Source organism: Kribbella speibonae, from assembly GCF_004331375.1.
In the GTDB taxonomy this organism is placed as follows: domain Bacteria; phylum Actinomycetota; class Actinomycetes; order Propionibacteriales; family Kribbellaceae; genus Kribbella; species Kribbella sindirgiensis.
The window spans coordinates 939,296-956,704 of sequence record NZ_SJKC01000003.1; the positions used below are offsets into that span (position 1 = coordinate 939,296).

Here is a 17,409-nt window from a genome sequence, read left to right on the forward strand (position 1 = left end):
CTATGGAACGGTCTGGCGCACCTTCGTGTGAGTCTGTTCCAGCACCGTGATCGGGGCGAGCATCGTCGCGTCGTCGAGGGGCCGCTCACCGGTCTCGAGCATGTCGAGGAACACCTTCAGCCCAGGTACGACGTACTCCGAATCGAGCTGTACGTCGCGGCTCACCAGCCCAGTGCGCCCAACGAGCTCGGCGTGAAACGGCACCCGCCCGTCATCCGTCGGCTTCACCAACTGCAACGTGACCAGCACCCCACCGCACAGGTACCGCACGACGACGGTGGACCCGACACGCTCGGCCGTCACCGGCCCCGGCTCGCCAGGGGCCAACCGCTGCGCCAGATCGGCCGCGTGGATCCCATAGAAGAAGATCCCGCTGTACTCACTGTCCGGATCAGCAGGCCCCGTCACCGTCACCGCCTGCAGCTCACCGACCGACGCCGCGGCGAGCACATCCGCGTCCGCGACCCAGCGCACAGCGGAGTACGACGTCACTGGCGCACCACCCCGCCGTGACGCGTCCAGGATCGCCCGCGCATCCGCCGTACTCGCGGCCAACGGCTTGTCCACCCACACCGGGAGCCCGGCTTCCAGAAACGGTACGGCGTGCTCGCGGTGCAACGCGCCGTCCCGATTGGTGGCGATCAGCGCGTCGACGCTGCCGAGCAACTCGCCCGACGTCGGCACGATCTGGGTAATCCCACCGGCCGCGGCGAGTTTCCGGTTGCGGTCGTCGTCCGCTCCGACCAGCGCGACGATGCGCGCGGTATCAGCGACGGGATCGACGTTCAGATGCTCGACGATGTGGTCGGCGTGACTGTTCTCGGTGCCGACGAGCGCGACGCGCAATGGCATGGGTCAGTCCTCTTTCAGTTCGACCGGTTGCCCCGAACGGGCAGACTCGTACACAGCGAGCACCGTCGCCAACGATCGCCGCCCGGCCTCCAGCGTCACCGCCGGCGGACGGCCTTCGTGGACAGCGGCGATGAAGTCGCGGTACTGCGCGAGATGAGCGAGCTCCACCGGCCCCCACCCGTCCGGCCCTGCCAGCGCAGGTACCTCGGGTGCCGAAGCGTCCGCCGCGGCGAAGTACGCGAGCTGATCGTCGTCGAGGACCGCCGTCCCTTGATCGCCGTGGATCGTCAGCCGCACCGGACGGCCCGGGTACGCCGCCGTACTGGCGAGCATCAGTCCGATCGCCCCGCTCTCGAACACGATCGAGGCCCCGGCGAGGTCCTCGACCTCGATACCTTCGTGCGCGAGCCGCCCGGTCTGCGCGCTCACCTGGACCGGGCGACCGAGCATCCAGACCAGCAGGTCGAGCGCGTGGATGCCCTGGTTCATCAGCGCGCCGCCGCCGTCGATCGCGAGGGTGCCGCGCCAGTCGTCGCCGTCGTAGTACGACTGCGGGCGGAAGAACGCCGACTCGGCGATCCCGGACGTCACGCGTCCGAGGGCACCGGTGTCGATCGCGGCCCGGATCTGCGCGACCGGCGGCTGGAAGCGGCGCTGGCTGATCACCGAAACGGTCAGCCCGGTCTCGCGCTGCGCAGCGATCAACCGGTCGGCGGCGGCCAACGTGATGTCGACCGGCTTCTCGACGATCACGTGCTTACCGGCCCGCAGCGCCTCGATGGCGACGTCGGCGTGCAGTGCGCTCGGCAGGCAGATCCCGACGGCGTCGACCTCCTCCGCCGCGTACGCCTCGGCCGGTGTCGCGAAGGCCCGGCCGCCGTACTGCGCGACCAATTCGCCGGCGCGTTCGAGGTTCTGGTCGACAACACAGGCCAGCACGGCCTCGTCGCCGAGGGCTTCGATGAGGCGGGCGTGCACGGCGCCGATCGTGCCGGCACCGATGAGGGCGAAACGCATAGGACCTCTCTTCAGTCGGTCGTCCAGGAGATGGGTACGCCGCCGTTCTCGGCGGACCGTTGCGCGAGGAGTGCGAGCCGCGTGGCCAGCAGGCCGCGCGCGGTGGTGATGTCCGGTTCGTTGCCCGCAGCAAGCGCCTGCAGGACGAGCTCGGCCGGGCGATGACCGGCCGGCAGCGGTACGTCGTGCGGCGCCAGGTCGGTCGTGGTGAGAACGAGGCGGTTGCGCGCCCAGAGCAGTTCGGCGGTGCCATCTGTGCCGACGAGCTTCATCCGGTAGTCGCCGTGGACGGGTGAGCCGGCCGGGTTCATCCAGTCAACGCCCGCGGTGATGACCGCACCGGGTCCGCTCAGCGTCGCGACGCCGTACGACCCCTCAACCACGGCGCCGCTGACGGTCCCGCTGGTCAGTCCGGTGAAGAGCAGCGCGGCGTCGATGTCGTGCACAGCGAGGTCGTTCAGGAGCCCGCCGTACCGCGCGCGCTCGAAGAACCAGTCGGGACGCGTCGGCCGGTTGAGTTTGTGCGGGCCGGACGACGTCACGCCGTGGATCGTGCCGAGTTGCTCCGCGATGCCCAGGGCGGCGAGCGTGACGGGGTAGTACCGCTTCTCCAGCAGAAGGGTCACATGCCGGCCGGTGCGGTCCGCGGCCTCGGTGATCGCGTCGAGGTCCTCGAGCGTCGTGCACAGCGGTTTGTCGGCGATCACGTGGCAGCCGGCGTTCAGCGCGTCGACCACCACCTGTCCGCGGTCGCCGTAGATCCCGGCAACCATGGCGACGTCGGGCTCGACCTCGCGCAGCATCTGCTGGTGATCGGTGAACACCTTGGCGTCGTACGGCGCAGCCCAGCGCTCGGCGGTGTCGCGGGACGGGTCCGCGACCGCGACCAGCTCGTACTCGGCGACCTGATCGACCTCCGCGGTCGCATAGGCCACGTGCGGATGGGCGGCGCCGGCGATGGCGATGCGCGTCATGATCGTGATTCCAGCATGCAACCGGTTGCACGTCAACGCATCAGGGCGTCGACTTCGGCGCCGCCGCGGTCGTCGCCCGGGTCACCAGGTGGGTCGCGATCGTGACGCACTCGGTGCTCGGCTCGGTGTGAGGTTCGGTCGCCTCCAGCAGGTTGACCAGCAGTTTCGCGGCCGCCGTACCGGCCGGCGCGGCACCCGCCGAGACGCTGGTCAGGGCAGGCGTGGTGAGCGCGGCGAGGGTGTCGTCGCAGCCGACGAGACTGAAGTCCGTCGGCACCGAGATGCCGCGCACCTCGAGCCCGGCCAGCACGCCCTGAGACACCACGTCGTCGAACGCGATCGCCGCGGTCGCTCCCGATCGGACCACGGCCGACACCGAATCCCGCCCGGCCGCGTACGTCGGCCGTCCGACCTCGACGATCTCCACCGTCAGTCCCGCCTTGGCGGAGGTCTGCGTCAGCGTCTCCCGCCGCTGCTGGTCCGACCACGAGTCGCGCGGCCCGGCCAGGTACACGAGCCGCTGGTGACCGAGCTTCTTCAGCAGCAGCACCGCCTCGGTCATCCCGCCCGACGAGTCGATCAGCACCCGCGGAATCCCGTCCAGATCACGGTTGACCAGGACGACGGGCCGGGTCGCGGCCAGCTCCCGGATCAACGCCTCGGACAGTCGCGGCGAGGCGAGTACGAACCCCTCGACCTGCGCCGCCAGCCGGGCGATCAGCTTGGCCTCCCGCTCCGCGGACTCGTCGGAGTCCCCGAGGAACACCGCGAGGTCGGCGGCCTCCGCGGCGAGTTGGAGGCTCCGCACCAGCGGCGGGAAGAACGGGTTGGCGATGTCCGGTACGACGACCGCGATGTTGCCGAACCGTCCCGTCGACAGCGCCCGCGCCGCCTGGTTGCCGACGTACCCGAGCCGGGCCGCGACCGTGCGCACGCGCTCGACGGTCTCCTGGCTGAGCAGCTGCGGCCGGGTGAAGGCGCGCGACACCGTCGCCCGCGAAACCTGGGCGGCGGCCGCGACGTCGCCGATGGTGACCCCCGGCGCCCGGCCGGCACGTGATGCCATGCGCACACCATAAGGCTCGTGCAACCGGTTGCACACCCGTGGCGGGCAATGTCCAGGTCGTCACACTGTCTTCTTTGTGGCGGCGGAGCGAGTGACACTGATGTCAGGGGCGCCGGTCGACCCCGGTTGTGGGACCGGGCGATGGGCACTAGGTGAGCATGGTGGACGTCGAGCTGCGGTATCTGCGGATCTGGCGAGCAGCCGTGGGACTGCTGGCCATTCTGGGTGTCGTCACTGCGCTGGTGTTCGTGTCACCGGCGTCGAACCTGGCGGTCTTCCTGGTCGCCGCCTTCACCGCCGGAGCCATCTGCCTCAGCGCGGGACTCGGGCGCGACCTGCCGAACTCGGACCTGCTCAACATGGTTCCCCGCGGCGCAGTGCTCGGCGGACTGTGCGTGCTTTCGATCTGCGGGTACGCCGCCGCGATCGGCGCCCGTACCGTGACTCTGCTCCTGCTGGTGGTCGGCGTGTCTCCGCCGGTTGTCGGCTGGCTACGGTCCGGCCGCGCCGACCGGCCGGCGCGGACACTGCCGCGACGGCCGATCAGGTTGCCCAAGGCATCGAACCGCCGGCTGAACGCCGTGCACGCCGACGACGACCCGGAAGCGGACTGGCCGATGCCGAAGTACCTGGTCGCCGTGGTGCGGAGCCTAAGTGAGCTGAGCGACGAGGAGCTGTGCCTCGCCTGGCGACGCAGTTTCAGCCAGCTCGAGCGCGTGACCGGTCCCGATCGGAGACAGGCGATGGCCGACGTACGCCGTGCCTACCTCGACGAACTCGAACGCCGCCACCCCGACTCGTTCGCCGTCTGGCTGGCGTCGAACCCGCGCGCCGCCGGCAACCCGGCCCGTTTCTTCACGCACCGCGCCGATCATTAGGAAAACGCTGTACGCAGGTCCGCCGCGATGAGTTCGACCGCGTGACGCCCGGCGGACAGCGCGCCCGGAAAGTTCAGGAACGCGTGCATCGTGTCCTCGTACTCGACCAGTCGGGTCGGTACGCCGTCCTGCTCCAGGCGGCCCGCGTACGCGAGCGCGTCATCACGCAACGAGTCCCGCCCGGCCGCCAGCATCAGCGTCGGCGGAAGTCCCGCGAGCGAGTCGGCCCGCAGCGGTACGGCGGTTGCCGGTACGTCGTCCGCGGGGAAGTACCACTCGTGCCACTCGGCGTCCGGGTGCAGATCCAATGTCGGATAGCAAAGAACCTGACGGTCGGGGAGAGGGCCGCCGTCGTCCCGAGCGAGCAGACACGCCCCGGCCGCCAGCGCCGCGCCCGCACTCTGCCCACCCACCGCGATCTCCCCACCGAGATGCTCGCGGATCCATCGCAGCGTGTCGCGGACGTCCAGAAGCCCTGCTGGATAAGGGTTCTCCGGCGCGAGCCGATAGTTCAGCGAGACGACAGTGACGTTGCCGCCGGCGGCGATCCCGGAGGTCGCGTACTCGATGTCCCGCAGATGCCCGCCGATGAACGAACCGCCGTGCAGCCAGAGCAGAACCGGTCGAGGCGCTGACGACATGCGATAGATCCGCGCGTCGAGCGACCGCCCCGGCAGCTCGATCACGATGTCCTCGATCTCCGGCCGCGGATCACGCTCGCCCGCCAGCACCGGATCCGGCAGATCCTCCCGGTCCAGCAGCAACGCCTGGTACGGATCGAGGCCGGGGTAGCCGGGCTGATCGGCTAGCACCTTCAGCAGCGCGTCGGTCTCCGGGCCGTACTCCGGGCTGTCGACGAGCTCGGGCGTCATGCGCTCACCGGCTGCAGATGGCGCGCCGCGTGCGCGAACAGGATCCCGTCGGGCGTCGTCGCGACGTACTCCGCGAGCGCCCCGATCCCGCCGTCGAACCCGGCGCCCGTCGACGGGTCCGCCCAGGTCTCCTCGTCGTACCGCGCGATCTCGTCGACGAGGGCGTCGCCGACGGAGCGGAACCGGTGCAGCACCAGTTCGGACGGGATCCGCCGGCCCGCCTCGACGCCGCCGAGGTTGAGCGCGCGCCCGATGCCGGCGGTCTCCCAGCGCGGATCGAGACTCCAGTGCAGGCGCCCCGCCCGGGCGTCCCGCAGTACGGCGAGGGTGATCTCGTCCCACATCAGCACGTGCGCGACCAGGTCGTGCAACGAGTCGCAGAAGTCCCCGAGCGGTCCGGCGGTCACCTCGTACGGCGCCCGCAGTTCGTCCTCGCTCAGTCCCTCGATCCGGCTCAGCAACAGGTCCTGGTCCCGGCGGATCATCCCGGCGGCCTGCGCCGGTGTTGTAGTCGGTGTACGCATGCCGACAATCAACCAGCCCGGATGCCGCGGCCCCGGCCGATTGCGCGAACCTCTCAATCGACGGCGCGGTACGTCGCCATCTTCGCCCGCGCTCCACACGTGTTCATCGAGCACCAGCGCCGCCGCCCGGCGCGACTCGCGTCGACGTACAGCAGCGAGCAATCGTCCGCAGCGCACGTCCGGATCCGATCGCCGAGCGGACCGGTGAGCAGGTCGACCGCGTCCCGAGCCAAACCACTGAGCAGACCGAGCACATCAACCGCCGCACTCTCCGCGCGAAGCTCAGAGGTCAGCCGAGGCCCGGCCAATGGACGGCTGCTCCACCGATTGACCACCTCGAGGTCAGCGGAGTCCGTCGTCCCGGTGAAGAGCCGGTACATCGCCTCGCGCAACTCGACAGCCTGCCGATACGCACGCCCCGGAACCCCCGGTTCCTCCTGAACGAGGCCCGCTTCGCGGAACCATCGACCGAGATCCGCAGGTTCCGGGATCCGCTCGAACGGCGCCTGCTGCCGCTTGCCGAGCGTCGCGGTGAAGTCGACCGACGGTCGGCCGCCGACCCAAGTGAACATCTGCGTAGTCTATCATCGCTGTTACCACTTGAACCGGTAACCAGAGGAGCGGCTTGTGAGGATCGGGATCGTCGGCGCGGGCGGTGTGGGCGGGTACTTCGGTGCGCGGCTGGCCGCCGCCGGGCAGGACGTGGCATTCGTGGCGCGGGGTAAGCACCTGGAGGCGCTGCAGGCCGACGGGCTCGTCGTGCACAGCCCGGCAGGTGACCTGCGGTTGCCGGTGCGCGCGACCAGCGAGCCGGCCGAGATCGGCCCGGTGGACTACGTGCTGATTTGCGTGAAGACGTGGCAGCTCCCCGCGGCGATCGGCACAATCCGTCCGCTGGTGGGTCCGGACACCGCGATCGTCACCGTGCAGAACGGAGTCGAGGCCCCCGACCAGGTCGCCGAGGTCTACGGACGGGACGCCGTACTGCCCGGCGCCGCCGAGGTGATCGCGTACGTCGAGAGTCCCGGCGTCATCCGGCATCTCGGCAACGGGAAGCTCAACTTCGGCGAATGGGACAACGCGACCACGCCGCGGACCGGTCTGCTGCGGGACACGTTCGTGGCGGCGGGCCTCCAGGCGACCGTGCCGGAGGACATCTGGGCGGCGCTCTGGACGAAGTTCCTCTCGGTCGTCCCGGGTGGCGGTCTCGGTACGGCGACCGGCGCCGGGTACGGCGTACTCCGCACCCACCCCGCCACTCGCCGGCTGCTGACCGAAGCCATCACGGAGATCCGCGATATCGCACTGGCGCGAGGCATCCGGCTCGCCGAGGACGTCGTACCGCGGACCCTCGCCTGGATCGATCAGCTCCCGTCCGACGGCACGACCTCCCTGCAGCGCGACCTGATCGCCGGCCGCCCGTCAGAACTGGACGCCTGGACCGGCGCCGTCGTACGGCTCGGTGCCCAGTCGGGCGTCCCGACCCCCGTCAACACGTTCCTCTTCGAGCTGGCCGGCGCCCGCGCACTCATTCCAGACCGAGGTCAGTGAGGACCTCGATCACCGGGCGGTTCGGCGGGGCGGCGGCGACCAGGCCGCGGATGCAGCCGGTCATCACCATCCGGAAGTACGGCTCGGACGTGATCATCGGTAGTTCCTGGTGCGCCGCGCTCAGTACGTCGTCCGCGGCGAGGAGTGCGTAGACCTTCTCGAGTTCGCGCTGGTGCGGGCCTTCGAAGTACGGGCGATGCCGTTCCTCGGCCGCGGTCAGGTTGATCGCGAGCGACGCGACGGTGCCGGACATCAGCACCGCGCCGGCCGCGCTGTAGCCGCGCCGGCTGAGCGCCTCGACGGCCTCCCGCTGCAGCCGTACGCCGGCCTCGCCGCGCGGAAACAGCCCCTGCAGGTACGCCGCGAGGCCCGGGTGCTCGAGTACGAACGTGTGCAGCTGCCGCGCGAACGACAACAGGTGCGCCTCGACGTCCTCGTCCGGGTCGTCGACGATGTGCAGCTCCCGCAGTACCGCCTCACCGACCAGCGCCTCGAGCCCGAGCTTGCCGTCGACGTGCCGGTACAGCGCGGTCGGGGTGACGCCGAGCGCGGTCGCGACCCCGTTCACGGTCAGGTTGGTCAGGCCGAGCCGCAGACCCTCCCGTTCGATGTCCGCGATGGTGATCTGCGCCTGGCGGCCGCCGGTCTTCCGGCGGGGCGGATTCGCTGTCACAACCCTCCTCCCTGGGGACTGACCCCAAAGTTATGCTACTAACTTAGATCGACACCGTCACCGACGGTGATCTTTCTGTCCCTCACTCTTCAGGAGAATATGGTGAGCGCACCTCGCCCCACCCGGCGCACGATGCTGAAGGCCGCCGGCGGGCTGACCGTCGCCGCCGGCCTCGGCGCCGGCACCATTCTGGCCACCTCCCTCGCCGCCAGCGCGGCGGACGACGGATTCGGCCTGCACATCACCGAGCGGAACGAAGACGATCCGCGGATGTGGTACTACCGCTTCCGGACCGACGCGATCGGCTGGGCCCCGGCCGTCAACGTCCTGCTGCCGAGTGACTATCACACCAGCGGGCGCACCTACCCGGTGCTGTACCTGCTGCACGGCGGCAACCAGGACTTCATCGCGTTCGACCGCCTCGGCATCCGCGACTGGACCGCGGGCAAGCCGATGATCGTGGTGATGCCCGACGGCGGCAAGGCCGGCTGGTACTCCAACCCGGTTAGCTCCAACACCGGTCCGCGCAACTGGGAGAGCTTCCACATCAACCAGCTGATTCCGTGGGTCGACGCCAACTTCCGGACGCACGCCGAGTTCGCCGGCCGTGCCGTCGCGGGTTTCTCGATGGGTGGCTTCGGCGCGCTCAAGTACACCGCGAAGTACTACGGCCACTTCGCCTCCGTCAGCTCGCACTCCGGCCCGGCGAGCGTACGCCGTGACGCTGGCCTGGTCGTGCACTGGGCGAACGTGTCCTCCGCGGCCGTCGACCTGGCCGGCGGCACGATCTACGGCGCCCCGGCGTGGGACGAGGCACGCGTCACCGCCGACAACCCGATGCAGAACCTCGAGCGCTACCGCGGCAAGCGCATCTTCCTGGTCGCCGGCACCAGCCCGAGCCCCGACCCGTTCGACTACGCCAACGAGACCCAGGTCCTGGCCGGCCACCGCGAGTTCAAGGCCGCCCTCGACCGGGCCAACATCCCCTTCACCGCCTACGAAGACGAAGGCGGCCACATGGTCCGCCCCAACCGCATGATCGAAGACCTGGAAGGCATCATCGCCCACCTGAAGAAGGCCTGACCAAGCCCCACCCGGATCCCCGCCGTTGGTGGGTTGACCCATCAGATGCAGGGTTTGCGTCCGAGATCCCGTGCGCAAACCCTGCATCTCGGACGTCAACCCACGAGAGGGCGGCGTCCGCGTCAGTCCTCGGCGAGACGCTGGAGGAGTACGGCGAGCGTCTGCTGCTCGTCGGCGCTGAGCCGCGCCAACTGGCTGGCCATCACGTCCCGGCGCTTCTCGCGGAGGGTGCTGAGGATCTTCAGGCCGTCGGGCGTGAGATAGACGAGGGTGGCGCGGCGGTCATATGGGTCCGGCTGCCGCGCGACCAGTCCGGCCGCCTCCAGATCGTCCACAACCGATGTCGCCGACCGCGGAACGATGTCCAGTAGTGCTGCCAGTTCGCTCAGTCGAAGCAGCCGGTCCGCACGATGGAGCGTCCGCAGTACCCGGAACTGCCCGTGCGTGACGCTCTCGCCGAACCCCTCCCGCGACGCCCGCCGCTGACGCCGAACGATCCCGTCCAGCAGGCCGGCGATCTGCTCTGCAGCATCCTCGGGATCAGGCATGCCCAGAGCCTAATGGGAGTTCTCGCGCCCGCGGGGAACAAACCAGCACATTGTGAGGTTAGCTCATAGTGAGTTAACCTCAATATGAGCTGATCCCTGAGTTGGTCCCTGAGCTGGAAGGAGCTGCATGTCGCAGATTTCCGGGCTTCCGGGTGGGGGAGGGGGCGGCGGGCGTGCGATGCGGTCGCTGTTGAAGGACTCCTCCGTCCGGCATCACAAGTTGTCGGCGGGCACGCTCCGCCGGATCCTCGGGTTCGCCCGTCCGTACCGCGGTCACCTGGCCGCCTTCCTCGTCTTCGTCGCGCTCGACGCCGCCACCGGCGCGGTCACCCCGCTGCTGTTCAAGGCGATCATCGACCGCGGCATCGTGCCGGGCCATGCCCAAGTGGTCGTCTGGCTCGCCTTCGTCGTCGCACTGCTTGCCGTCGCGAACAGCGCCATCACCCTCGTCGAACGCTGGTTCTCCTCGCGGATCGGCGAAGGTCTCGTCTACGACCTCCGCACCGCCGTGTTCGACCACGTGCAGCAACTCCCGGTCGCGTTCTTCAGCCGGACGCAGACCGGCGCGCTCATCCAGCGCCTGAACGGCGACGTACTCGGTGCCCAGCAGGCGTTCACGTCTACGCTCTCGAACGTGGTCAGCAACCTGCTCAGCGTCACACTGGTCCTCGCCGCCATGTTCGTGATGTCGTGGCAGATCACCCTGCTCGCACTCGTCGTTCTCCCGCTGTTCGTGATTCCGGCCCGGCTGCTCGCCGGAAAGTTGCGTACGGCAACAGCGGAGACGTACAAGCTGAACGCCACCATGGCGCAGACGATGACCGAGCGCTTCAACGTCGCCGGGGCGGTGCTCGCGAAGGTGTTCGGCCGCACCGAGGACGCGTCCCGCGACTTCGCCGGCAAGGCCGCCCGCGTTCGTGACATTGGCGTCACCACCTCGATGTACGCCGGTGTCTTCCGCGTCTCGCTCACACTCGTTGCAGCGTTGGCGGTCGCGCTCGTGTACGGCGTCGGCGGGGTCTTCGCGGTCGAAGGGATGCTCGGGATCGGTACGGTCGTCGCGCTGACGGCGTACCTGAACCGCCTGTACGGGCCGTTGACGGCGCTCTCGAACATGCAGGTCGACATCATGACCACGCTGGTCAGCTTCGAGCGGGTGCTCGAGGTGCTCGACCTTCCGCCGATGGTTGCCGACCGCAAGGACGCGAAGACGCTGCCGCCGGACGCGGAGCCGTCGATCGAGTTCGACCACGTGTCGTTCCACTACCCGTCGGCCAAGGAGGTGTCGCTCGCCTCGCTCGAGTCGGTCGCGACGCTGTCGGCCGAGACCGGGGAAGAGGTCCTCGAGGACGTCACGTTCACCGTCGAACCCGGCCAGATGGTCGCCGTCGTCGGCCCGTCGGGCGCCGGCAAGTCCACGCTGTCCTCACTCGTCTCCCGGATGTACGACGCCACGGGCGGCGCGGTCCTGGTCGGCGGTCACGACGTCCGCGAAGTCACCCAGGCCTCGCTCCGTGCGGTGATCGGCGTGGTCACGCAGGACTCGCACATGTACCACGACACGATCCGCGCCAACCTGCAGCTGGCCCGCCCGGACGCGACCGACGCCGAACTCCACCAGGCCCTCGAGGCGGCGCAGATCGCGACGCTGGTCGGCAGCCTGCCGGACGGTCTCGACACCGTGGTCGGGGATCGCGGCTACCGGTTGTCGGGTGGCGAACGTCAGCGCCTCGCGATCGCGCGGCTGCTGCTCAAGTCCCCGTCGATCGTGATCCTCGACGAGGCGACCGCGCACCTGGACTCCGAGTCCGAGGCCGCCGTCCAGACCGCGCTCGCGAACGCGCTGGTCGGCCGTACGTCGCTCGTCATCGCCCACCGCCTCTCCACGATCCGCAACGCCGACGTCATCCTCGTCCTCGACGAAGGCCGTATCCAGCAACGCGGCACCCACGACGAACTGCTGGCCCAGGGCGGCCTGTACGCCGACCTCTACGCCACCCAGTTCGCCGAAGCCGCCTGATCACCAGCCGGACCTCCGGTCGCGCGGTGGCGGGCGGTCGGGGGAGGATCGCGCTATGAGAGATCGGATGACTGCGGCCGCCACCGAGCTGACGTACGACGCTCCCGCGGCGGACTGGCTGGCGGCGTTCCCCCTCGGCAACGGCCGGATCGGCGCGATGTGGTTCGGCGGCACCCCGCAGGACCGGATCGCCCTGAACGACGAAACCTGCTGGTCCGGCAGCCCCGAGACAACCCGCCGCCTCGCAACCCCAACCGGTGATCGGTTTGGAGCGGGGGCGGTTGAGCGCGTGCGGGCCGCGCTGGCAGCGGGGGACGTGCGCGCGGCCGAGGAGCTTTCGGGTGGATTTCACAGCGGTCACTCGCAGGCGTATCTCCCGCTGGGCGATCTGCTCCTGGACTTCGCGTCCACAGGTACGAACTACCGCCGCCGGCTCGACCTGGACACCGCAGTCGCCCGCGTCGAGTACGAAGTGGGCGACGTCGAGATCTGGCAAGAGGTCTTCGTCAGCGCGCCGGCACAGGCATTGGTCCTACGTCTAGGCGCCTCGCAGCCACTCACGATGACGCTCACCCTCACCTCGCAGCTCCGCGCGACCACGCAGTCCCTCGGCGACAACGGCCTAGCACTGCTAGCAACCTGCCCGTCGTCCGTCGCCCCGCCCCACGGGAACGCCACCGAGCCGATCCAGTACTCCGACGGCGACGACCGAGGGATGAACGCAGCCGTCGTACTGCGCGCACACACCGACGGCACGCTGACGCCCACAGACGACCAACTGACCGTCAGCAACACCACAGAACTCCTGGTAGTCCTCACCACCGCCACCGGCTACGAAGACCCCCACACCGCCCCGACTCGCACACAAGACGACTGCTTCCAGGCAGCGGACACCACAGCCCGCACCGCACTCGCCCAAGGTGCCGAGGTGCTTCTGCAGGAGCATGTCCGCGACTACCAAGAGCTGTTCCGACGGTCGGTGTTCGTACTTCCCTCGGCGATCGACCTCACGACCGACCGTCGGCTCGTGGAAGCGGGAGACGACCCCGGCTTGGCCGCGCTGATCTACAACTTCGGCCGGTACCTGATGATCTCCAGCTCCCGCCCAGGCGGACTGCCGACCAACCTCCAAGGCATCTGGAACGACAAGCTGCAGCCCCCGTGGAGCAGCAACTACACAGTCAACATCAACACCGAGATGAACTACTGGCCCGCCGAGACCACATCCCTCTCCGAGTGCCACCAACCCCTCCTCGACTACGTCAAACACCTAGCCGTAGCGGGTCGCCGTACCGCGGAACACTTGTACGGCGCGAAGGGCTGGACCGCCCATCACAACGCCGATGCCTGGTGCTGGACCGCGCCCGTCGACGGCAATCCGAAGTGGTCGAACTGGCCGATGGCCGGCGTCTGGCTGTGCCGTCACCTCTGGGATCACTACGCGTTCACCGGCGACCGCGAGTACCTGAAGGATGTCTGGCCGACTCTCCGAGGCGCCGCCGAGTTCGCCCGGGACTGGCTGATCGAACTCCCGGACGGCACCCTCGGCACCGCCCCCTCCACCTCACCGGAGAACGAGTACGTCGCCGCAGACGGCAAGCCCGCCTCGGTCACGATCTCGTCGACGATGGATCTGTCCCTCATCGCGGACCTCTTCGACCGCTGTGCCCAGGTCGCCGCGGAACTCGACCTCACCGACCCCCTGATCGACGACCTGACCGCGGCTCGCAAGCGGATCCCCGACCCGAAGATCGGTGGCCAAGGGCAACTACAGGAGTGGTTGGCCGACCTGCCCGAGGCCGAGCCGCAGCACCGCCACACGTCCCACCTGATCGGCCTGCACCCCGGCGACCAGATCACCCCGGACGGTACGCCGGAACTCGCCGCGGCCGCCGCGCGCACTCTGGAGCTGCGCGGCGACAAGAGCACCGGCTGGTCGCTGGCCTGGCGGATCTCGTTGTGGGCAAGGCTTCGCGACGGCGCCGCTGCCCACCGCCTGGTCCGCGAGCTGCTCACCCCGGCCGCCGACTCCGGCACCGACTACGTGGGCGACGGCTCCGGCCTGTACCCGAACCTGTTCTGCGCGCACCCGCCGTTCCAGATCGACGGCAACTTCGGTGCGACCGCCGGAATCGCGGAGATGTTGCTGCAGAGCCACACCGACGAGCTCGAGATCTTCCCCGCGCTCCCGGACGCGTGGCCGGAGGGCTCGGTCACCGGTCTCCGGGCCCGCGGCGGCGTCCGCGTCGACCTCACCTGGTCCCCGGACGCCGCGAACGCCGTACTCACGGCCGACCGCGACACCGCCGTCGTACTCCGGCATCGGCAGAAGCGCGAGGAGGTGTCTCTCGCCGCCGGCGTTCCACACACCTGGACAATTGCCGGATGAGCTTCGTCATCGGCGTCGACATCGGTACCGGCAGTACGAAGGCTGTGCTGTGCACTCTCGACGGGGAGGTCGTGGCGGTGGCGCGCCGCGACCACGCCCCGAGCCTGCCGCAGCCGGGGTGGGCCGAGATGGATCCCGAACGCGACTGGTGGGGCGACGTCGTCGACGTGCTCGCCGAGCTGGACTCCACGGACGTCGTAGCCGTCTGTGTCTCCGGCCTCGGTCCGTGCGTCGTCCAGACCGACGACGACCTGCGCCCACGGCGCGCGGCGATCCTGTACGGCGTCGACACCCGATCGACCCGCGAGATCGCCGAGATCACCGCCCAGCTCGGCGCGGACGCGATCCTCGAACGCTGCGGCAAAGACCTGTCCAGCCAGGCGATCGGGCCGAAGCTGGCCTGGTTGCGGCGGGCGGCCGGCGACGCGTGGCGGCCTCAGGACCGCTGGTTCAGCGCGCATACGTACGTCGTCGCGCAGCTCACCGGTGAATGGGTTCTCGATCACCACACCGCCAGCCAGTGCGACCCGTTCTACGACATCCATCGGCAGGACTGGGCGACAGACTGGGTGGAGGCGGTCCTGCCGGGTCTCGCCCTGCCCCGCCTGGTCTGGCCGTCCGAACAGGTCGGCGTCGTACGTCGGGACGCCGCAGCACTGACCGGTCTGGCCGAAGGTACGCCGGTCGTCGCGGGGACCGTCGACGCGTGGGCCGAGGCGTTCAGCGTCGGCGTACGGCGTCCTGGCGATCTGATGCTGATGTACGGCTCGACGATGTTCTTCGTCCAGGTCCTGTCCGCGCCGACGAGCGTGCGAGGCCTGTGGACGACGTCCGGCGTCGAGCACGGATCGCACACGCTCGCTGCCGGTATGGCGACGTCGGGAACCGTTACCACCTGGCTGCAGGAGCTCACCGGCGGTGCACCGTTCGAGACCCTGCTCGCGGAGGCCGCTGCCGTTCCCGCGGGCAGCGAGGGACTCGTCCTGCTGCCGTACTTCAGTGGCGAACGAACCCCGATCTACGACCCGCTGGCCCGTGGCGTGATCGCCGGCCTCACCCTCCGGCACGGCCGCGGTCACCTGCTGCGCGCGGCGTACGAAGGGATCGCCTGCGGCGTTCGCCAGATCCTCGACCTCTTCGACAGCGTCGGCACCGCGGGCGCCGCGGGACGGATCGTTGCGGTCGGCGGTGGCACGCAGGGTGGGCTGTGGACCCAGATCGTCAGCGACGTCGCGGGCGTACGGCAAACGGTTCCCCAGCAGACGATCGGAGCGTCGTACGGCGATGCGCTGCTGGCCGCGATCGGGATCGGGGCGGTCCCACCGGACACCGATTGGACCAGGCCGGACCACGTCGTCGTGCCCGATCCGGCGACCCGGTCGACGTACTCGGGCTTGCTGCAGACGTTCACGGAGCTGTACCCGGCGACGCGGGAGCAGATCCACCGCCTGGCGCAGACCGCTCGCTAGGACACGTCGCGGACGTGCAGCACAGTTCCACTGGGGAGATCGCGGTCGAGCAGCGACCAGATCGTCCGCGCCACGGTTTCCGGCTTGGCGAGGTGGCCGAGGGCCTGCATCTCACGGAAGCGGCCCGATATCGGGACTTCATCGAGGCTGGCCGCTCGTAGTTCGGCCTGCATGTCGGTGTCGACCGAGCCTGGCGACACGGAGATCACCCGGCAGCCGGGACTTCGGCGCTGCTGCTCCAAGCCCACCGTGCGCACCCACTGGTCGATCGCTGCCTTGCCTGCGCCGTAACTGGATTCGCCTTCGTGCGGGCGGCTCGCCGCGCCGGACGACAGCATGATCAGGTGCTGCTCGCAGTCCCGTCCGGACACCGCGCTCAGGAACGACTGCCCGAGCACCTGCGCTGCCGCCGAGTTCAGCAGCACGTTGCGGGTGTACTGCTCGGTGTCGACGTGATCCGCCGAGCCGAGCGGCGTCAGCGTTCCGGCGTTGTGGATGAACACCACGAGCTCCGGGTCGCCGGCCTCGATCCGTTGCCGGAAGTCCTTGTCCACCACGGGCCACGACTCAGGATCTGCCAGATCCACCGCGACGTGGTGCGCGCCCGGCGTACCGCCGCGACGCGAGATGTCAATCAGTTCCGCGCTCTCGAACGGGATCGTCGCCGCCAGCGCAGCCCCCAGCCCCGCCGACGCACCAGAGATCCAGACCAGAATCCGCCGCAACGGCGTCATCGGCTGTCCGTCCCCGAGCGCAGGCAAAAATCCAGCATCATGCAGTTCCCCCCTGCAGACCCAACCCACCCCTAGGAGCAGAGACTACGTCGTGGAGCCCATAAGGCGAACCCCCGTGGGCTTTTCTGACCATCAGCAACCACGCGGTCGCCGCCAGCACGCAGACGACCGGTGAGCAGGCATTCAGCGGACTCACAGGAACCTCGTTGCCCACAGCATCAACCAGTTGGTCAAGCGTTCGCTCTGCTGGTCGGGCACGACGCGGCCGATTTGATGGGTCAGCCGGTCACATCGGGGGTTCCTGACCCGTTCTCAGGGTGTGGAACCCCGCAATTCGCTGGCTGGCCCACCAAATGCGCTGGCTGACCCACCAAATGTGGGGCGGGCGACGGGTGTCAGGACTGGTTGTCCGGGATGTCGTCGTTCTGGCCGTCCAGGTTGTCCAGCTGGTCCTTGGCCATGTCCGTGCCCTGGTCGATCTTGTCGCCGTACTTGCCGCCGGTCTTCTCGTCGGCGAACTCGCCGGCCTTGTCCAGGCCCTCGCTGACCTTGTCACCGTGCTCGTCGACCAGGTCGCCGGCCTTGTCCTTCATGCTGTCGAACATACCCATCGTGGTTTCCCCGTTCTCTCGATGGTTGCCTTCCGCTACGAGCCGTCAGTACCCGATCGGTCCGATTCCACACACCCGGGCGCCGCAACCTGGTGGTGATCCCGCCGAAACCTGCGGAGTAGTTGAAGATGACATAAAAGGCTGACAG

The 17,409-nt window shown here is 69.2% G+C and carries 17 protein-coding genes; 6 read left to right on the plus strand and 11 right to left on the minus strand.

The annotated features are described in order from the left end of the window. The 4 genes from E0H92_RS25840 to E0H92_RS25855 are packed head-to-tail and all read right to left on the minus strand — an operon-like array spanning position 1 to position 3,909. On the minus strand, positions 1 to 852 hold the full coding sequence (locus E0H92_RS25840) for a Gfo/Idh/MocA family protein (RefSeq protein ID WP_131497978.1): 852 nt from the start codon (positions 850 to 852) through the stop codon (positions 1 to 3). A gap of 3 nt (positions 853 to 855) precedes the next feature. After that, positions 856 to 1,869 carry a Gfo/Idh/MocA family protein gene (locus E0H92_RS25845; RefSeq protein ID WP_131497979.1) on the minus strand — a complete coding sequence of 338 codons (1,014 nt, stop codon included), beginning with the start codon at positions 1,867 to 1,869 and terminating at the stop codon, positions 856 to 858. Between the two features lie 11 nt (positions 1,870 to 1,880). Then, positions 1,881 to 2,843 carry a Gfo/Idh/MocA family protein gene (locus E0H92_RS25850; protein WP_131497980.1) on the minus strand — a complete coding sequence of 321 codons (963 nt, stop codon included), beginning with the start codon at positions 2,841 to 2,843 and terminating at the stop codon, positions 1,881 to 1,883. A gap of 40 nt (positions 2,844 to 2,883) precedes the next feature. Next, positions 2,884 to 3,909: a LacI family DNA-binding transcriptional regulator gene (locus tag E0H92_RS25855; RefSeq protein WP_131497981.1), complete on the minus strand. Its 1,026-nt coding sequence runs from the start codon at positions 3,907 to 3,909 to the stop codon at positions 2,884 to 2,886. 152 nt (positions 3,910 to 4,061) lie between these two features. On the opposite strand from E0H92_RS25855, the gene E0H92_RS25860 reads away from it, so the two are divergent. Further along, the gene (locus E0H92_RS25860) at positions 4,062 to 4,787 is read left to right on the plus strand and encodes a hypothetical protein (protein ID WP_131459692.1); all 726 of its coding nucleotides are present in this window, start codon (positions 4,062 to 4,064) and stop codon (positions 4,785 to 4,787) included. Here E0H92_RS25860 and E0H92_RS25865 read toward each other — a convergent pair. The 3 genes from E0H92_RS25865 to E0H92_RS25875 are packed head-to-tail and all read right to left on the minus strand — an operon-like array spanning position 4,784 to position 6,755. Further along, positions 4,784 to 5,659 (minus strand): alpha/beta hydrolase, encoded by an 876-nt coding sequence (locus E0H92_RS25865; protein WP_131459691.1) that lies wholly within the window; start codon positions 5,657 to 5,659, stop codon positions 4,784 to 4,786. The genes E0H92_RS25860 and E0H92_RS25865 overlap by 4 nt on opposite strands. After that, complete coding sequence (locus E0H92_RS25870; RefSeq protein ID WP_131497982.1) at positions 5,656 to 6,183, minus strand: DinB family protein; 528 nt, start codon at positions 6,181 to 6,183, stop codon at positions 5,656 to 5,658. The genes E0H92_RS25865 and E0H92_RS25870 overlap by 4 nt, the downstream gene beginning before the upstream one ends. A 53-nt stretch (positions 6,184 to 6,236) precedes the next feature. Next, the gene (locus E0H92_RS25875) at positions 6,237 to 6,755 is read right to left on the minus strand and encodes a CGNR zinc finger domain-containing protein (protein WP_131459689.1); all 519 of its coding nucleotides are present in this window, start codon (positions 6,753 to 6,755) and stop codon (positions 6,237 to 6,239) included. A 55-nt stretch (positions 6,756 to 6,810) separates the two neighbouring features. Between E0H92_RS25875 and E0H92_RS25880 the strand changes: the two genes are divergently transcribed. Continuing rightward, positions 6,811 to 7,734: a 2-dehydropantoate 2-reductase gene (locus tag E0H92_RS25880; RefSeq protein WP_131497983.1), complete on the plus strand. Its 924-nt coding sequence runs from the start codon at positions 6,811 to 6,813 to the stop codon at positions 7,732 to 7,734. Here the strand turns inward: E0H92_RS25880 and E0H92_RS25885 are convergent. After that, the gene (locus E0H92_RS25885; RefSeq protein WP_202873809.1) at positions 7,712 to 8,407 is read right to left on the minus strand and encodes a TetR/AcrR family transcriptional regulator; all 696 of its coding nucleotides are present in this window, start codon (positions 8,405 to 8,407) and stop codon (positions 7,712 to 7,714) included. The two genes, E0H92_RS25880 and E0H92_RS25885, sit on opposite strands and share 23 nt — an antisense overlap. A 102-nt stretch (positions 8,408 to 8,509) precedes the next feature. Here E0H92_RS25885 and E0H92_RS25890 point away from each other — a divergent pair, with 102 nt between their 5' ends. Continuing rightward, positions 8,510 to 9,490, plus strand: a complete 981-nt coding sequence (locus E0H92_RS25890) for an alpha/beta hydrolase (RefSeq protein ID WP_420843835.1) — start codon at positions 8,510 to 8,512, stop codon at positions 9,488 to 9,490. Between the two features lie 122 nt (positions 9,491 to 9,612). Here E0H92_RS25890 and E0H92_RS25895 read toward each other — a convergent pair whose 3' ends face one another. Further along, entirely contained in the window at positions 9,613 to 10,038 is a 426-nt protein-coding gene (locus E0H92_RS25895) for a MarR family winged helix-turn-helix transcriptional regulator (RefSeq protein ID WP_131459685.1), read from the minus strand. 127 nt (positions 10,039 to 10,165) lie between these two features. Here E0H92_RS25895 and E0H92_RS25900 point away from each other — a divergent pair, with 127 nt between their 5' ends. From E0H92_RS25900 to E0H92_RS25910, 3 genes are read left to right on the plus strand one after another with little or no spacing between them, the layout of a single operon-like run. Continuing rightward, entirely contained in the window at positions 10,166 to 12,058 is a 1,893-nt protein-coding gene (locus E0H92_RS25900) for an ABC transporter ATP-binding protein (RefSeq protein WP_202873810.1), read from the plus strand. Positions 12,059 to 12,113: 55 nt separating this feature from the next. Then, positions 12,114 to 14,447: a glycoside hydrolase family 95 protein gene (locus E0H92_RS25905; protein WP_131497985.1), complete on the plus strand. Its 2,334-nt coding sequence runs from the start codon at positions 12,114 to 12,116 to the stop codon at positions 14,445 to 14,447. Beyond that, positions 14,444 to 15,916, plus strand: coding sequence for an FGGY-family carbohydrate kinase (locus E0H92_RS25910; RefSeq protein ID WP_131459683.1), 1,473 nt, complete (start codon positions 14,444 to 14,446; stop codon positions 15,914 to 15,916). Before E0H92_RS25905 ends, E0H92_RS25910 begins: the two co-directional genes overlap by 4 nt. Here E0H92_RS25910 and E0H92_RS25915 read toward each other — a convergent pair. Together E0H92_RS25915 and E0H92_RS25920 are read right to left on the minus strand one after the other, a co-directional pair. Continuing rightward, positions 15,913 to 16,677, minus strand: coding sequence for an SDR family NAD(P)-dependent oxidoreductase (locus E0H92_RS25915; protein WP_131459682.1), 765 nt, complete (start codon positions 16,675 to 16,677; stop codon positions 15,913 to 15,915). The genes E0H92_RS25910 and E0H92_RS25915 overlap by 4 nt on opposite strands. Before the next feature lie 368 nt (positions 16,678 to 17,045). Beyond that, a complete protein-coding gene (locus E0H92_RS25920) occupies positions 17,046 to 17,261 on the minus strand; it encodes an antitoxin (RefSeq protein ID WP_131293632.1) in 216 nt (71 codons plus the stop codon). Positions 17,262 to 17,409: the final 148 nt, after the last annotated feature.